Annotated in this window: 13 protein-coding genes; 9 read left to right on the top strand and 4 right to left on the bottom strand. The window is 64.1% G+C overall.

Features of this window, described 5'->3' with window-relative positions; translation table 11 throughout:
- The first annotated feature begins 137 nt into the window (after positions 1–137).
- Positions 138–785 carry a glutathione S-transferase family protein gene (locus ATC00_RS12510; RefSeq protein ID WP_064252997.1) on the top strand — a complete coding sequence of 216 codons (648 nt, stop codon included), beginning with the start codon at positions 138–140 and terminating at the stop codon, positions 783–785.
- 285 nt (positions 786–1,070) lie between these two features.
- The gene (locus ATC00_RS12515) at positions 1,071–1,466 is read left to right on the top strand and encodes a hypothetical protein (RefSeq protein ID WP_234782284.1); all 396 of its coding nucleotides are present in this window, start codon (positions 1,071–1,073) and stop codon (positions 1,464–1,466) included.
- A 45-nt stretch (positions 1,467–1,511) separates the two neighbouring features.
- Here ATC00_RS12515 and pepT read toward each other — a convergent pair whose 3' ends face one another.
- Positions 1,512–2,744, bottom strand: coding sequence for a peptidase T (gene pepT, locus ATC00_RS12520; protein ID WP_064252998.1), 1,233 nt, complete (start codon positions 2,742–2,744; stop codon positions 1,512–1,514).
- Positions 2,745–2,976: 232 nt separating this feature from the next.
- On the opposite strand from pepT, the gene ATC00_RS12525 reads away from it, so the two are divergent.
- Complete coding sequence (locus ATC00_RS12525; RefSeq protein WP_037421425.1) at positions 2,977–3,186, top strand: dodecin; 210 nt, start codon at positions 2,977–2,979, stop codon at positions 3,184–3,186.
- A gap of 73 nt (positions 3,187–3,259) precedes the next feature.
- Here the strand turns inward: ATC00_RS12525 and ATC00_RS12530 are convergent, their stop codons facing one another.
- The 3 genes from ATC00_RS12530 to ATC00_RS12545 form a co-directional block, all read right to left on the bottom strand.
- The gene (locus ATC00_RS12530; RefSeq protein ID WP_064252999.1) at positions 3,260–4,441 is read right to left on the bottom strand and encodes an MFS transporter; all 1,182 of its coding nucleotides are present in this window, start codon (positions 4,439–4,441) and stop codon (positions 3,260–3,262) included.
- Between the two features lie 470 nt (positions 4,442–4,911).
- The gene (locus ATC00_RS12540) at positions 4,912–6,132 is read right to left on the bottom strand and encodes a TIGR03862 family flavoprotein (RefSeq protein WP_064253001.1); all 1,221 of its coding nucleotides are present in this window, start codon (positions 6,130–6,132) and stop codon (positions 4,912–4,914) included.
- A complete protein-coding gene (locus tag ATC00_RS12545; RefSeq protein WP_064253002.1) occupies positions 6,129–7,157 on the bottom strand; it encodes a substrate-binding domain-containing protein in 1,029 nt (342 codons plus the stop codon). Before ATC00_RS12545 ends, ATC00_RS12540 begins: the two co-directional genes overlap by 4 nt.
- A 364-nt stretch (positions 7,158–7,521) precedes the next feature.
- Between ATC00_RS12545 and ATC00_RS12550 the strand changes: the two genes are divergently transcribed.
- From ATC00_RS12550 to ATC00_RS12575, 6 genes are all read left to right on the top strand, one after another.
- Positions 7,522–8,784: an ABC transporter substrate-binding protein gene (locus tag ATC00_RS12550; protein WP_064253003.1), complete on the top strand. Its 1,263-nt coding sequence runs from the start codon at positions 7,522–7,524 to the stop codon at positions 8,782–8,784.
- Between the two features lie 240 nt (positions 8,785–9,024).
- Positions 9,025–10,011, top strand: coding sequence for a carbohydrate ABC transporter permease (locus ATC00_RS12555; RefSeq protein WP_064253074.1), 987 nt, complete (start codon positions 9,025–9,027; stop codon positions 10,009–10,011).
- Entirely contained in the window at positions 10,011–10,841 is an 831-nt protein-coding gene (locus ATC00_RS12560) for a carbohydrate ABC transporter permease (protein ID WP_064253004.1), read from the top strand. The genes ATC00_RS12555 and ATC00_RS12560 overlap by 1 nt, the downstream gene beginning before the upstream one ends.
- Positions 10,842–10,904: 63 nt before the next feature.
- Positions 10,905–11,933 carry an ABC transporter ATP-binding protein gene (locus ATC00_RS12565; RefSeq protein ID WP_064253005.1) on the top strand — a complete coding sequence of 343 codons (1,029 nt, stop codon included), beginning with the start codon at positions 10,905–10,907 and terminating at the stop codon, positions 11,931–11,933.
- Between the two features lie 145 nt (positions 11,934–12,078).
- Positions 12,079–12,864: a ThuA domain-containing protein gene (locus tag ATC00_RS12570; protein ID WP_037381889.1), complete on the top strand. Its 786-nt coding sequence runs from the start codon at positions 12,079–12,081 to the stop codon at positions 12,862–12,864.
- A gap of 11 nt (positions 12,865–12,875) precedes the next feature.
- A complete protein-coding gene (locus tag ATC00_RS12575; RefSeq protein ID WP_064253006.1) occupies positions 12,876–13,964 on the top strand; it encodes a Gfo/Idh/MocA family protein in 1,089 nt (362 codons plus the stop codon).
- The last annotated feature ends 19 nt before the right edge of the window (positions 13,965–13,983 follow it).

Consider the following 13,983-nt stretch of genomic DNA (forward strand, 5'->3'; position numbering starts at 1 on the left):
GCCGAACGCCGACATTCGACTTAATGAGCGCAAACTCCAAAAGCCTGCGTACTCCAACCAGCACGATCTCGAGCATGCAATGTCGGAATCTCGTTTAGCCAATCGTCTTCAAGACGGACAAGCTATGGAGAACAACAATGGCCATCACCATTACCGCCTTTGAACGCTCGCCCGATCGCGGCAAGGGTCTGGCGCGTGACATGCGCGTTCGCTGGGCGCTCGAGGAAGTGGGCGAACCTTACGAGGTACGGCTGCTTTCGTTCAAGGCGATGAAGGAACCCGCGCATCGCGCGCTTCAGCCTTTCGGGCAGATTCCGACCTATGAAGAAAGCGACCTCGCTTTGTTCGAGTCGGGGGCGATCGTGTTCCATATCGCCGAGCGCCATGCCGGCCTGCTGCCGGATGGCGCGAACGCCCGGGCGCGCGCGATCGCCTGGATGTTCGCCGCGCTCAACACGGTCGAGCCGCCGATCTTCGACCGTGCCCTCGCCACGATCCTCGAGCGCGACGAGCCTTGGTACGAGGGGCGCCTGCGTCTCCTCGAGGACAGCATCCGCAAGCGGCTAGGCGACCTTTCCAGGCACCTTGGCGAGGCCGACTGGCTCGACGGTGGGTTCAGCGCCGGTGACCTCTTGATGGTGACGGTGCTGCTCAGGTTGAAAGGATCGGGAATACTGGAGGAATACCCGAACCTCTCCGCCTATGTCGCCCGCGGCGAGGCGCGGCGCGCATACAAGCGGGCTTTCGCCGCTCAGTTGGCGGTTTTCAACGCATCGTCCGGCTAACAAAGGCCCGCTCTCGTAACGCCCGAGAATCCGCTAGGAAGAGGGCGGGTTGGAGGGACAGGCGGCGGAACGCACTGCCATCGGCAGGCTTTGGGCTTTCGAAGCGTACGGCTCCCGGCAAGGGGTCTGCATGCGCTTCCCTGCAGTTCTTTCGATTGGTCTCGCCATCGCTTTGGCGGGGTGCGCTCAGGTAGCGGAGAAGGCGGAGAAAGCCGCCAACCGCTCTTTCACCAGCTATGCGCTCGGCAAGCCTTATGCCGAATCGCCAATCTCGGCCAATCGCCAATGGCGCGGCTTTCCGGCTCGGATGCGACCTTCGGGCCCCTGATCGGTGAGACGCGGCTTGCGGACGGCATGACGATCTACCGGCATATGGCGCCCAGCGCCGAGACCCAGACGGGCACGAATTTCGCCGGCCTGGTCGGCAGCTCCACGCTTTCGCAGAACAATCGGCTTTCCTACTTCCTGGTCGGCACCGACGGCATCGTCAAGGACTGGGCGACAGGTTCGGTTCAGGGCCGCGCCAGCGACTGCGTGCAATATATCGGCGGCATCATCAACGGCTGCAACGACATGCGGCAGCTGCAGGCCTCGCGTGAGCTCTACGACATGCGGGTGACGACCAAGGCCGGCCAGCCCTTTTCCAGCTGGGGCGAAGCGGCCGCGCCTGTTGTGAACTGATCGCGCCTGCAGACGCCGCGTGATTCCACCCGGCGTCAATATGCGCTAGCTCCGCTCCGCCCAGACCTTCGCCAGTTCGACGATCGTCTTTACCGCCCGTTCCATGTCCTGGCGGCTCACCCATTCGAGCGGCGAGTGGAAGGCGTGGCCGCCGGCGAAGAGGTTGGCGGAAGGCAGGCCCATGAAGGACAGGCGCGATCCGTCCGTGCCGCCGCGGATGCTGCCGCGCACCGGGGTCATGCCGGCGCGGCGGATCGCTTCCAGCGCATGCTCGACGATCTCCGGGTGGCGGTCGAGGATCGTCTTCATGTTGCGATATTGCTCCTTGACCTCGAAGCTATAGCCGGAGCCCGGATAGTCCTCGAGGACGCGCCGGACCAGCTGGTCGAGCATCGCTTCCTTGGCGGCGAGGCCGGCCTCTTCGAAGTCCCGGACGATGAAGCTCAAGGTTGCCCTTTCCATCGAGCCGGTGAGCCCGGTCGGATGGACGAAGCCCTCGCGGCCGGCAGTCGTCTCCGGCGCCATGTCCTTCGGCAGCCCCGCGACGATCGCCGACGCGATCTTGATGGCGTTTTCCATTTTACCCTTGGCGAAGCCCGGATGGATGGCGACGCCGTGGATGGTGATGTCGACGCTGTCGGCCGAAAAGGTCTCGTCCTCGATATGGCCGGCGGTCTCGCCGTCGACCGTATAGGCGAACTCGGCACCGAGTGTTTCAAGGTTGACCTTGTCGACGCCGCGGCCGATCTCCTCGTCGGTCGTGAACAGCAGCTTGATCGTTCCGTGGCGGATGTCCGGATTGTCGATGAGCTGCTGGGCGGCGGTGACGATCTCGGCGAGGCCGGCCTTGTCGTCAGCGCCGAGCAGCGTCGTGCCGTCGGTGGTGATGATGTCATTGCCGATCTGGTCGGCGAGCGTCGGATTGTTGATGACGCGGATCACCTGCTGCGGATCGCCCGGAAGCCTGATATCGCCGCCGGCATAGTTTTGGACGATCTGCGGCTTGACGTTCGTGCCAGTGAAATCCGGCGCCGTATCCATGTGCGAGCAGAAGCAGATCACCGGCACCGCCTTGTCGACGTTGGACGGAATGGTCGCGTAGACATAGCCGTGCTCGTCGAGATGGGCGTCGGCAAGCCCGATCTCCAGCAATTCCTCGACCAGCAGGCGGCCGAGCGTTTTCTGTTTTTCGGTGGAGGGCTGCGCCGGCGACTTCGGGTCCGACTGGGTATCGATGACGACGTAGCGCAGGAAACGGTCGGTGACGGTGTCGGCCATGGCGAGCTCCAGGAATGCATCGATCGCCGATCGCTATAGCCTGCGCGGCCGCCGGGGTGAATTGATTTTCGTCTTGCCGGTGCGTTTGCCGGACCGGTCGACCGGAGGTTACGAGCTTTTGCTGGCGGCCGGGGCACAACGGGGGCATGATCGTCAAGGTAGCGGCGACGCAGGCCGCTCCGCACGACCATGCCAAGATGCAAGAACGGAAAACCCCCTTGAGGAGGATACGGTGAGCGGACACGTCTACAAGAAAGTCGAACTGATCGGAAGTTCCCCGAACTCGATCGACGAAGCCATCGAAACGGCGATTTCGCGGGCTTCTAAAACCATGCGGAACCTCGACTGGTTCGAGGTGGATCAGGTTCGTGGACAGATCGTCAATGGCGAAGTCGCCCACTATCAGGTGGTGATGAAGGTCGGCTTCCGCATCGACGACTGAAGGGCGCGGGAGAGGGAAGTTTGCCGGTGGGCCGTCCATTTCGTTCGGCCCACCGGCGTTCTGACGGTAAGGCTCAAGCGGCCTGCGGGGCGGCGGTAGAACGCCGATCCAGTGCCCCGCTCCAAAGCGTCAGCAGCAAGGCGACGGATACGAGTACGGCACCGACCCAGGGCGTTGCGCCAAGCCCGAGGGCGGAATCGACCACCCGCCCGCCGAGCCAGGCGCCGAGGGCGATGCCGAGGTTGAAGGCGGCGATGTTGAGCGCCGAGGCGACCTCCACGGCGCCGGGGCGGTGCTCCTTGGCCAGCTGGACGACATAGAGCTGCAGCCCCGGAACATTGGCGAAGGAGAGGAAGCCGAGCGCAGCCAGCGTAACGAGCGTCGGCACCGGCGAAGTCGCCGTGAAGGAGAAGGTGAGGAGCACCAAAGCCTGGAGGAGAAAGAGGCCGGCAAGCGCCTTCACCGGATTGGCATTGGCGACCCGACCTCCGGCGATGTTGCCGACGGCGATGGCGACGCCGTAGAGCACCAGGATCAGGCTGACGCTTTCGGCCGAGAAGCCGGTGATCTGCTCAAGGATCGGCGCCAGATAAGTGAAAGCGACGAAGGTGCCGCCATAACCGAGCGCGGTCATGGCGAAGACGATCAGCAGGCGGCCGGAGGAAAGCACGCGGAGCTGATCGACGAGCCTTGCCGGGGCGGTCCTGGAAAGCGTCCTCGGCAACAGCGCCGCCACGGCGAGAAAGGCGATGACGCCGAGCGCCACAACCGCCCAGAAAGTGGTGCGCCAGCCGAAGATCTGACCGATATGGGTGCCGATCGGCACGCCGGTGACGATCGCCACGGTCAACCCCATGAACATCATGGCGATCGCCGAGGCGCGGCGGTTTTCCGCCACGAGATCGGCGGCAATCGTCGAGCCGACCGAGAAGAACACGCCATGCGCGAAGGCCGAAAGCACCCGGGCGGCGAGCAGCATTTCATAGCTCGGCGAAAGTGCGGCGGCCGTATTGCCGGCGATGAACAGCGCCATCAGGCCGAGGAGCAGCGGCTTGCGCTCGATCCGGCCGGTAAGCGCGGTGAGGATGGGTGCGCCGAAGGTGACGCCGAGCGCATAGACGCTGACGATCAGGCCGGCGAGCGGCAGGGTGATTGCGAGGTCGGCCGCGACCGTCGGCAGCAGGCCGACGATGACGAATTCGGTGGTGCCGATCGCGTAGGCCGCGATCGTCAGGGCGAAGATGGCTAAAGGCATGGCAAGTCCGTTTCCGCCTCCGTTCGGAAAGGGAAGGAGGCTTGAAGAGGCGTTGAGGTGATGGTCTTTCGCAGTGCAATATGCAGGCGGCGCGCCGCTCCGATAAGGCGCGGGCCTGTCGAAACGCCTGTGAATGAAATTCATGAATGAAGGTCAGATGGGCTTACGGATCATGGGCCGGCTGGGCTTGGAGCGGAACCCGATCGGATGGAAACGGCGTCAGTCGGGAGCGTTTGACACCCCCCTTTGCCTTGCCGGGCATCTCCCCACAAGGGTGGAGATTGGCAAGTGGCAACGTCCCCCCACCGAGTATCCAATGCATGGGCTTTAAAGGTGCTTTCGGCAACGCACGCTGGCGTGGGGCAGAGCGGCGCTTCGAGCCGATCTCCCCACCTGTGGGGGAGATGCCCGGCAGGGCAGAGGGGGGTACCTCCGACCGCCGCAACGCTTCAGCCGGATCGGGCCTTGCACTAGCCGCGTGCCAGCCACCCCTCGATGCCGCGCGCCGCGGCGCGTCCGGTCGCAAGGCAGGCGGTCAGCAGATAGCCGCCGGTCGGCGCCTCCCAGTCGAGCATCTCGCCGGCGGCGAACAGGCCGGGAAGCGCCTTCAGCATGTAGTGGTCGTCGATCTGATCGAGACCGATGCCGCCCGCCGCGGAAATCGCCTCGGCGATCGGCCGCGGCCGGAGGAGCGGGATGGGCAGGGCCTTGATCGCGGCCGCTAGCCGCGCCGGGTCGGCCTTGGGGGCCTCCGGCATGAGTTCGCGCAAGAGCGCCGCCTTGACGCCTTCGAGCCCGGCGGCCTTTCTGAGGCGATTGGAAAAGCTTGCCTTGCCGTCTTGGCGAGCGAGGTCGCGCGTCAGGCGGTCCAGGCTTCGGCCCGGCGCGAGATCGAGCGTAAGAAAAACCTTACCATCCCGTTCAAGCCGATCGCGGAGAGCCGCCGCGTGGGGGTAGATGAGGCTGCCTTCGACGCCGTGGCGGCTCACCACGAATTCACCCTGAAAGGCGCCGGCCTCGGACGAGGCGATCACGGATTTCAAGGGTTCGCCGGCAAAGCGTTCGAAAAACGCCGCGCTCCAGGCGACGTCGAAGCCGCAATTGGCGGGGCGAAACGGGCGGATGTCCACGCCTCTTTCGCTCAGCCAAGGCACCCAGGCGGCGTCGGAGCCGAGCCGCGGCCAGCTTGCACCGCCGAGCGCCAGCAGGGCCGCGTCCGGCTGGACGATCTTCTGCCCCTCCGGCGTCTCGAGGAGATAACCGTCTTCGGCAAAGCCCAGCCAGCGATGGTGCGTCAGGAGCGTGACACCCTGCGCCTCCAGCCGGCGCAGCCAGGCGCGTAAGAGCGGCGAGGCCTTCATCGCCTTTGGAAAGACGCGGTCCGAGGAGCCGACGAAGGTCTCGGTGCCGAGCCCTGCCGCCCAGGCCCGCACGTCGTCCGGCATGAAGGCGTCGAGGGCCGGGCGCAGTCGATCGGAGGCGGCGCCGAAGCGGGTGGTGAAGCGGCGATAGTCCTCGGCATGGGTGATGTTAAGACCGGACTTGCCGGCGAGCAGGAACTTGCGGGCGGCGGTCGGCATCGCCTCGTAAATCGTCACCGCAAGACCGGCCGCGGATAGCAGCTCGGCCGCAATCAGGCCGGCCGGACCGCCGCCGATGATGGCGACCTCTTTTCGCTCAGCTGGCTTCAAGACTGTGCTTCCGCTGGCGCGGGTCCGGTTGATTCGCGCAGGATCAGTTCGACCGGCCAGAGCTCTTGGATCTCCTCCGCCGCCCGGCCGCCCAGGAGTTGCAGGACGAGATCCGCCGACCGCGCCCCGGCCGCGCGCATCGACGAGCGCGTCGCCGACAGCGACGGAACCATGTTCTCCGCCGTCAGATAGGGAAACACGTCATCATGAGCGATTACCGAGATGTCCTTGCCGACGACGAGGCCGCGCGACCTGACCGCCCGATAGACGCCGAGCGCCGTCATCATCGAGCCGGCGACGAAGGCGGTCGGCCGCGGCGCCTGTTCGAGGAAGGCCCGGGCATAGCGAAAGCCGAGCTCGTCGGTGAAGTGGTCGTGGACGAGGAGCCGGGGATCGAAGGCAATGCCGCGTTCCTGCAGCGCGTCGCGGTAACCCTTGTCTCGATGCAGCGAGAAGGTCCGGCCGTGCCGTCCGTTGATCATCGCGATGCGCCTGTGGCCGAGGTCTATCAGATGCGAGGTGGCGCGACGGATGGCTGTCTCGTTGTCGATGTCGAGCCAGGCGTGCGGCACGTCGGTCTCGGAGCGGCCGTGCACCAGGAACGGGAAGCCGAGCTCGTGCAGCAGGGCAATGCGCTCGTCGTTCGGCTTCGGCGAATGGACGATCACCGCATCGACCCGGCCGCTGGTCGCCAGCCTGCTGTAAAGCGATACTTCGTCGGTGGAGTCGCGATCCGCCGTCGGGCTGACGAGGATATCGATGTCCTCACCGTCGAGCCGCTCGGCCATGCCGCTCATATATTCGGCGAAGTGGAATTCGCCGGTCCGGCCCATGACCACGCCGATTGCGCCGGCGCGACCGGTGACGAGGCGCACCGCGTTGATATTGGGGCGATAGCCGAGCCGCACGGCCTCTTCCGCGACGCGTTTGCGGGTCTTCTCGCTGACTTCCGGATAGCCGCTGAGCGCGCGGCTGACCGTCGTCGGCGAAAGCCCCAGTTGGCGGGCGAACTCCTTGAGCTTCATGCGGCCTATCTATTCCCTTAACCCCGTTGCCTCGATGAGGAATATACGCCTTTGGCACCAGGGACAACCGATCGACGCACCTCGAACTTGCCTCCCCGGTGGCGGGGCAGTCAACCAAATCGTTTTAAATTTCCGCGTAATTGCCCGCCCGATCATTTTCGGGGATGGAACTTTCAAAGAGAAGTTGTAAACAGCGTAAATCCCTGAAACAACAGAGTTAAGCTGCCCTGCATCTGGCGAATATCGCCACATGCAGCGACGTATTGACAATAATCCGGTCTTCTGACAGCTTTTTCCAGCCAAACCGTTTTCGAATTTGCTGAGGAGCTTTCGAGCGGTGGGGGATTTGGAGGAGCCATCGACCATGACACTGCTTCTGAGGACCTTGACTTTCTGCGCCGCACTCGGCGCCGCCGATCTTGCCGCCGCCGCCGAGCTCTCGCTCGCGGCCAACACCACCGGCAAGAACGTGAATTTCATGCGCGAGCAGCTCGACGCCTTCGAGAAGAAGACCGGCCACAAGGTCAGTCTCGTTACGATGCCGCCGTCGAGCAGCGAGCAATTCAGCCAGTACCGGCTGTGGCTGGCCGCCGGGAACAAGGATGTCGACGTCTACCAGACGGACGTCATCTGGGCGCCACAGCTCGCCGACCAGTTCCTCGACCTGACCGAGGCGGCCAAGGACGTGGCCGACGAACACTTCCCCTCGATCATCCAGTCGCAGACCGTCAACGGCAAGCTCGTGGCGCTGCCGATCTTCACCGACGCGCCGGCGCTCTATTACCGCAAGGACCTGCTGGAGAAATACGGCAAGGCGCCGCCGAAGACCTGGGATGAGCTGGCGTCGACCGCCAAGGAGATCCAGGAGAAGGAACGTGCCGCCGGAAAGGCGGATATCTGGGGCTTCGTCTTCCAGGGCAACGCCTATGAGGGGCTGACCTGCAATGCGCTCGAATGGATCAAGTCCTCCGGCGGCGGCCAGATCGTCGAGCCCGACGGGACGATTTCCGTCAACAACGAGAAGGCGGCCGCGGCGATCGAGCGCGCCAAGGAATGGATCGGTACGATTTCGCCTGAGGGCGTGCTTGCCTATCAGGAGGAAGAATCGCGCGGCGTCTGGCAGACCGGCAATGCCGTGTTCATGCGCAACTGGCCCTATGCCTATGCGCTCGGCAATGGCGATGACAGCGCCGTCAAAGGCAAGTTCGAGGTGATGCCGCTGCCGACCGCGACCGATGGCGAAAAACCCTCCTCGACGCTCGGCGGCTGGAACCTCGCGGTGTCGAAATACTCCGATGAGCAGGAAGCAGCGATCGAGCTGGTCAAGTTCCTCTCGTCGAAGGAAGTGCAAAAAGCGCGGGCCCTGCAACTGTCGCAGCTGCCGACGATCGCCGCCCTTTACGACGATGCGGAAGTCGCCGCCGCGCAGCCCTTCATGCCAAACTGGAAGCCGATCTTCCAGAACGCCGTGCCGCGTCCCTCCGCCGTGACCAAGGTCAAGTACAACGAGGTCTCCTCGAAGCTCTGGAGTGCCGTCCATAACACGCTCTCCGGCGACGGCACCGCGGCGGAGAACCTCGAACTGCTGGAAGTCGAGCTGACCGATCTAAAGGGCGACAGCTGGTAAACCTCCCCGGGGCGGGGAGGCACTGTAAAACTCTGTACCTCTCTCCCCGCCTTGCAGCCGTCGCCGGGGATGGCGGCCACTCCGGCCGCCATCCCCCTCAAAAACCTCGAGCGACATGCGCTCACATACGTTCGCGCCACCGCTCTATCTGCCTGTTTTGCCGCATTTGTGCGACGTCAGGTGATTTCACCTGACTGCAAAATGCTGGCGAAAGCCGAACGGCAAAGGGGAGCCAAATCGATGACCGACCTCACTGTTGCGGACCCGCCGGCCGCGCTTGCGCATGCGAAACATATCAATTCGGACCTCAAGGCCCAGCGCGTCCGCTCCGCCTGGGTGTTTCTGGCGCCGACCCTTCTGGTGCTGGCGCTGGTCGCCGGTTGGCCGCTCGTCAGAACCATCTATTTCAGCTTTACCAATGCGTCGCTGACCAACCTTTCCGGCGCCGAGTTCGTCGGCCTGCAGAACTATCTTTCCTGGATCACGCTGAAGAGCGGCCGCACCATCTACAAGGGCCTACTCGCCGATCCGGCCTGGTGGAACGCCGTCTGGAACACGCTCAAATTCACCGTCGTCTCGGTCAGCATCGAGACGGCGCTGGGTCTCGTCGTGGCGCTGGTGCTGAACGCCCATTTCCCCGGCCGCGGCCTGGTCAGGGCGGCGATCCTCATCCCCTGGGCGATCCCGACGATCGTTTCGGCCAAGATGTGGGCCTGGATGCTCAACGACCAGTTCGGCATTCTGAACGAGATCCTGCTCGGGCTCGGGCTGATCAGCCAGAAGATCGCCTGGACCGCCAGCCCCGACACGGCGATGGTCGCCGTGCTGATCGTCGACGTCTGGAAGACAACGCCGTTCATGGCGCTCTTGATCCTTGCCGGCCTGCAGATGGTGCCGGTCGACATCTACGAGGCGGCGAAGATCGACGGGGTTCATCCGTTCCGGGTGTTCTGGCGGGTGACGCTGCCGCTTATCCGACCGGCGCTGATGGTGGCGGTGATCTTCCGCATGCTCGACGCGCTGCGCATTTTCGACCTGATCTACGTGTTGACGCCCAACAATGCGCAGACGAAGACGATGTCGGTGCTCGCCCGCGAGAACCTCTTCGATTTCGACAAATTCGCCTATGGGGCGGCCGCCTCGACGATGCTGTTTTTGATCATCGCCTCGATCACCGTCCTCTACATGTGGTTCGGGCGCGTCAATTTCGATGGAGGGGAACGCTGATGGCCGCCACGCTCGCAAAGCGCACCGCTTTTTACCTGCTCGTCGCCACGATCATCCTGATTGCGGTCTTTCCCTTCTATTACGCGATCCTGACGAGCCTCAAATCCGGCACCGCCCTGTTCCGCGTCGACTACTGGCCGAGCGAACTCTCGCCCGCCAACTACACGAGCGTCGTCTCGAGCGGCAGCTTCCTCCGCAACCTCGGAAACTCGCTGCTGGTGGCAACGCTGGTCGTCGCCATCTCGCTGCTGTTCGCGGTCACCGCCGCCTACGCGCTCGGCCGGGTGCGCTTCCGCGGCCGGTCGCTGCTGCTGTTGACCATTCTGTCGGTGTCGATGTTCCCGCAGATTGCCGTCCTTGCCGGTCTCTTCGAGCTCATCCGCGGAATCGGTATCTTCAACACGCCGCTGGCGCTGATCTTTTCCTATATGATCTTCACGCTGCCCTTCACCGTCTGGGTGCTGACCACCTTCATGCGCGACCTGCCGGTGGAGATCGAGGAGGCGGCGATCGTCGACGGTGCCTCGCCCTGGGTGATCATCACGCGGGTGTTCATGCCGTTGATGTGGCCGGCCTTGGTCACCACCGGCCTGCTCGCCTTCATCGCCGCCTGGAACGAATTCCTGTTCGCGCTGACCTTTACCTCGTCGGACGTGCAACGCACCGTGCCGGTGGCGATCGCGCTGCTTTCGGGCAGCAGCAACTTCGAAATCCCCTGGGGCAACATCATGGCCGCATCGGTGATCGTCACGGTACCCCTCGTGGTGCTGGTGCTGATCTTCCAGCGGCGGATCATTTCCGGCCTGACGGCCGGCGGCGTCAAAGGCTAGCGCGGGATGAGGAAAGTGTGCGCGGTTTTCCGCCCGCATCCCGCGTAATTTAGGGAGAAAGAGATGGCAGAGCTGCAATTGCGCGACATTCGCAAGTCCTTCGGCGCCTATGAGGTGATCAAGGGCGTCAGCATGGACATAAGGGCGGGCGAGTTCATGGTTTTCGTGGGCCCTTCCGGCTGCGGAAAATCGACCCTACTAAGATTGATCGCCGGTCTGGAAGAGATCACCTCCGGCACGCTCGCCTTCGACGGGAACGTCGTCAATCATCTGGTCCCGTCGAAACGCGGCATCGCCATGGTCTTCCAGTCCTATGCGCTCTATCCGCACATGACCGTCTTTGAAAACATGGCCTTCGGGATGCAGCTTGCCGGCAAGGACAAGGAGCAATGCCGCAAGCGGGTCGAAGCGGCAGCGGAAATGCTGCAGCTCTCCCCCTATCTCGAACGCCTGCCGCGCCAGCTCTCGGGCGGTCAGCGGCAGCGCGTCGCGATCGGCCGAGCGATCGTGCGCGATCCGAAGGTTTTCCTGTTCGATGAGCCGCTTTCCAACCTTGATGCGGCGCTGCGCGTCGCGACCCGCATCGAGATCGCCAAGCTTCACCGCAGCATGCATAAGACGACGATGATCTATGTCACCCACGACCAGGTCGAGGCGATGACGCTCGCCGATCGCATCTGCGTGCTTCGCGACGGGCGCGTCGAGCAGATCGGCACGCCGCTCGAGCTTTATGAGAACCCGAATTCGGTTTTCGTCGCCGGCTTCATAGGCTCGCCGAAGATGAACTTCCTCTCGGGACCCTTCGCCGAGCTCTACCAGGCGAATACGATCGGCATTCGGGCCGAGCACCTGGAGATCGCCGGCGAGGACGCGCCATGGGCCGGAACCGTCGTCCACTCCGAAATGCTTGGGTCGGACAGCTATATCTATCTCGACATCGGCGCCGGCGAACCGGTGATCGTGCGAGAGAACGGCACCTCCCGGCATCAGCCCGGGGAGACGGTGCGGATCTCGCCGGATGCCGGACAAATCCACCGTTTCGATGCGGCGGGGCGGTCGATCGGCCGGCAAATCATGCGAGGTGCCGCCTAATTTAGATCGCATCGATTTCGGATCATTTCCAAAAGCCAGACGTTAGACCCGGTAGGGCGAAATCCCAGCCCAACCCCGGTCGACAGATTCAATTCACGCACAGCGGGCACCCGCGGCGGATGCCCCAATCAGCAGGAGAACGAGCTTGTCTATCAACACCATTGTGTGGGGTGAGAACATCCACGAGCAGACGAACGCCGTCGTCAGGGAAATCTATCCGGACGGCATGCACAACACGATTGCCGCAGCGCTGAACAGCGACCCCGCGATCAGGGCGACGACGGCGACGCTGCAGGAGCCGGAGCATGGGCTCAGCGAAGAGCGGCTCGCGGCCGCCGACGTGCTTCTGTGGTGGGGCCACAAGGATCATGGCGCCGTCGACGACAGGACCGTCGAGCGCGTCGCCAAGCGGGTCTGGGAGGGGATGGGGCTGATCGTCCTGCATTCCGGCCATTTCTCCAAGGTCTTCAAGCGGCTGATGGGCACGCCCTGCGCGCTCAAATGGCGCGAGGCGGGCGAGCGCGAACGCGTCTGGGTGGTCAACCCGCGCCATCCGATTGCCGAAGGCCTCGGCGACAATTTCGTCATCGAGCACGAGGAGATGTATGGCGAGCAATTCTCTGTGCCGGAGCCGCTGGAGACGGTGTTCATCTCCTGGTTCGCCGGCGGCGAGGTGTTCCGCTCGGGGCTCACCTGGCGGCGCGGTGCTGGCAATATCTTCTATTTCCGCCCCGGCCATGAGACCTATCCGACCTACCACGATGAGACGGTTCAGCACGTGTTGCGCAATTCGGTGAAATGGGCCTACAACCCGCAAGGCACCTACAAGGCGATCCACGAAGCGCCGAACGTGCCGGTGGAAAAGGCGCTGGAGCCGATCGTCGAGCGCGGCCCGAAGCTGCACCGGGCCGGCGAGGCCGGTTACAGATGAGGAGGCTGCCGATGCGTCTTTTGATAGTTGGAACCGGCGGCATGGCGAACAGCCATGCAAACGCCTTCGCCAAGATAGACGGCGTCGAGATGGTCGGCGCCGTCGATGTCGACCCGAACCGCGCCAAGGCCTTTGCCGAGCAGCACGGCATCGAGCATACCTTCACCTCGCTCGAGGAGGCGATCGCCTGGGGTGAGTTCGATGCCGCGACGAATGTCACGCCCGACAAGGCGCACCATCCGACGACGCTGGCCCTGATTGCCGCCGGCAAGCACGTGCTTTGCGAGAAGCCGCTGGCGGAGAACTACGAGAAGGCCGCGGAAATGGCCGCGGCGGCGGAGCGCTCCGGTCTCGTCGCCATGGTCAATCTCACCTACCGCAACGTGGCGCCGCTGCAGAAGGCGCGCGAACTGGTGCTTTCCGGCGCGATCGGCGAGGTCAGGCATCTGGAGGCCTCCTACTTGCAGAGCTGGCTGGTCTCGAAGGCCTGGGGCGACTGGGCAAGCGAGTCGAAATGGCTGTGGCGGCTCTCGACCAGGCACGGCTCGAACGGCGTGCTCGGCGATGTCGGCATCCACATTCTGGATTTCGCCGGCTACGGCGCCGGGATTTCGGTCGAGCGCGTCTTCGCCCGGCTGAAGGCCTTCGACAAGGCACCCGGCAACCGGATCGGCGAATACGACCTCGATGCCAATGACAGTTTCGCCATGACGGTGGAGTTCGACAGCGGCGCGATGGGCGTCATCCATGCGAGCCGCTGGGCGACCGGCCATTTGAACGAGCTGCGGCTGAGGCTGCATGGCGACAGGGGTGCGCTGGAGGTGATCCACACGCCGGACGGCTCGAGCCTGCGCGCCTGCCTCGGGCCCGACGTCGAAAAGGCCATCTGGCGCGAGGTCGATGCGGGCACCGTGCTGACCAATTATGAGCGGTTCGTCGCCGCGGTTCAGACGGGGCAGATGGCCGAGCCCGGCTTCCGCCATGCCGCCGACCTGCAGAAGGTGCTCGATCTCGCCATTGAAACCGAACGCGAACGGCGGGAACTCGGCGTCGCCGAGATGGAATGGGCCCAGGACGGGCGGCTCGCCGTCGGCGGGTGACAAATCTGCTCCCGCCTTA

Origin of the sequence: Sinorhizobium americanum (genome assembly GCF_001651855.1) — a bacterium.
Classification (GTDB): domain Bacteria; phylum Pseudomonadota; class Alphaproteobacteria; order Rhizobiales; family Rhizobiaceae; genus Sinorhizobium; species Sinorhizobium americanum.

Coding starts and splice junctions, on each gene's coding strand:
- ATC00_RS12510 (WP_064252997.1), top strand. CDS start 138: ATGGCCATCACCATTACCGCCTTTGAACGCTCGCCCGATCGCGGCAAG.
- ATC00_RS12515 (WP_234782284.1), top strand. CDS start 1,071: ATGGCGCGGCTTTCCGGCTCGGATGCGACCTTCGGGCCCCTGATCGGT.
- pepT (WP_064252998.1), bottom strand. CDS start 2,744: ATGGCCGACACCGTCACCGACCGTTTCCTGCGCTACGTCGTCATCGAT.
- ATC00_RS12530 (WP_064252999.1), bottom strand. CDS start 4,441: ATGCCTTTAGCCATCTTCGCCCTGACGATCGCGGCCTACGCGATCGGC.
- ATC00_RS12545 (WP_064253002.1), bottom strand. CDS start 7,157: ATGAAGCTCAAGGAGTTCGCCCGCCAACTGGGGCTTTCGCCGACGACG.
- ATC00_RS12550 (WP_064253003.1), top strand. CDS start 7,522: ATGACACTGCTTCTGAGGACCTTGACTTTCTGCGCCGCACTCGGCGCC.
- ATC00_RS12555 (WP_064253074.1), top strand. CDS start 9,025: ATGACCGACCTCACTGTTGCGGACCCGCCGGCCGCGCTTGCGCATGCG.
- ATC00_RS12560 (WP_064253004.1), top strand. CDS start 10,011: ATGGCCGCCACGCTCGCAAAGCGCACCGCTTTTTACCTGCTCGTCGCC.
- ATC00_RS12565 (WP_064253005.1), top strand. CDS start 10,905: ATGGCAGAGCTGCAATTGCGCGACATTCGCAAGTCCTTCGGCGCCTAT.
- ATC00_RS12575 (WP_064253006.1), top strand. CDS start 12,876: ATGCGTCTTTTGATAGTTGGAACCGGCGGCATGGCGAACAGCCATGCA.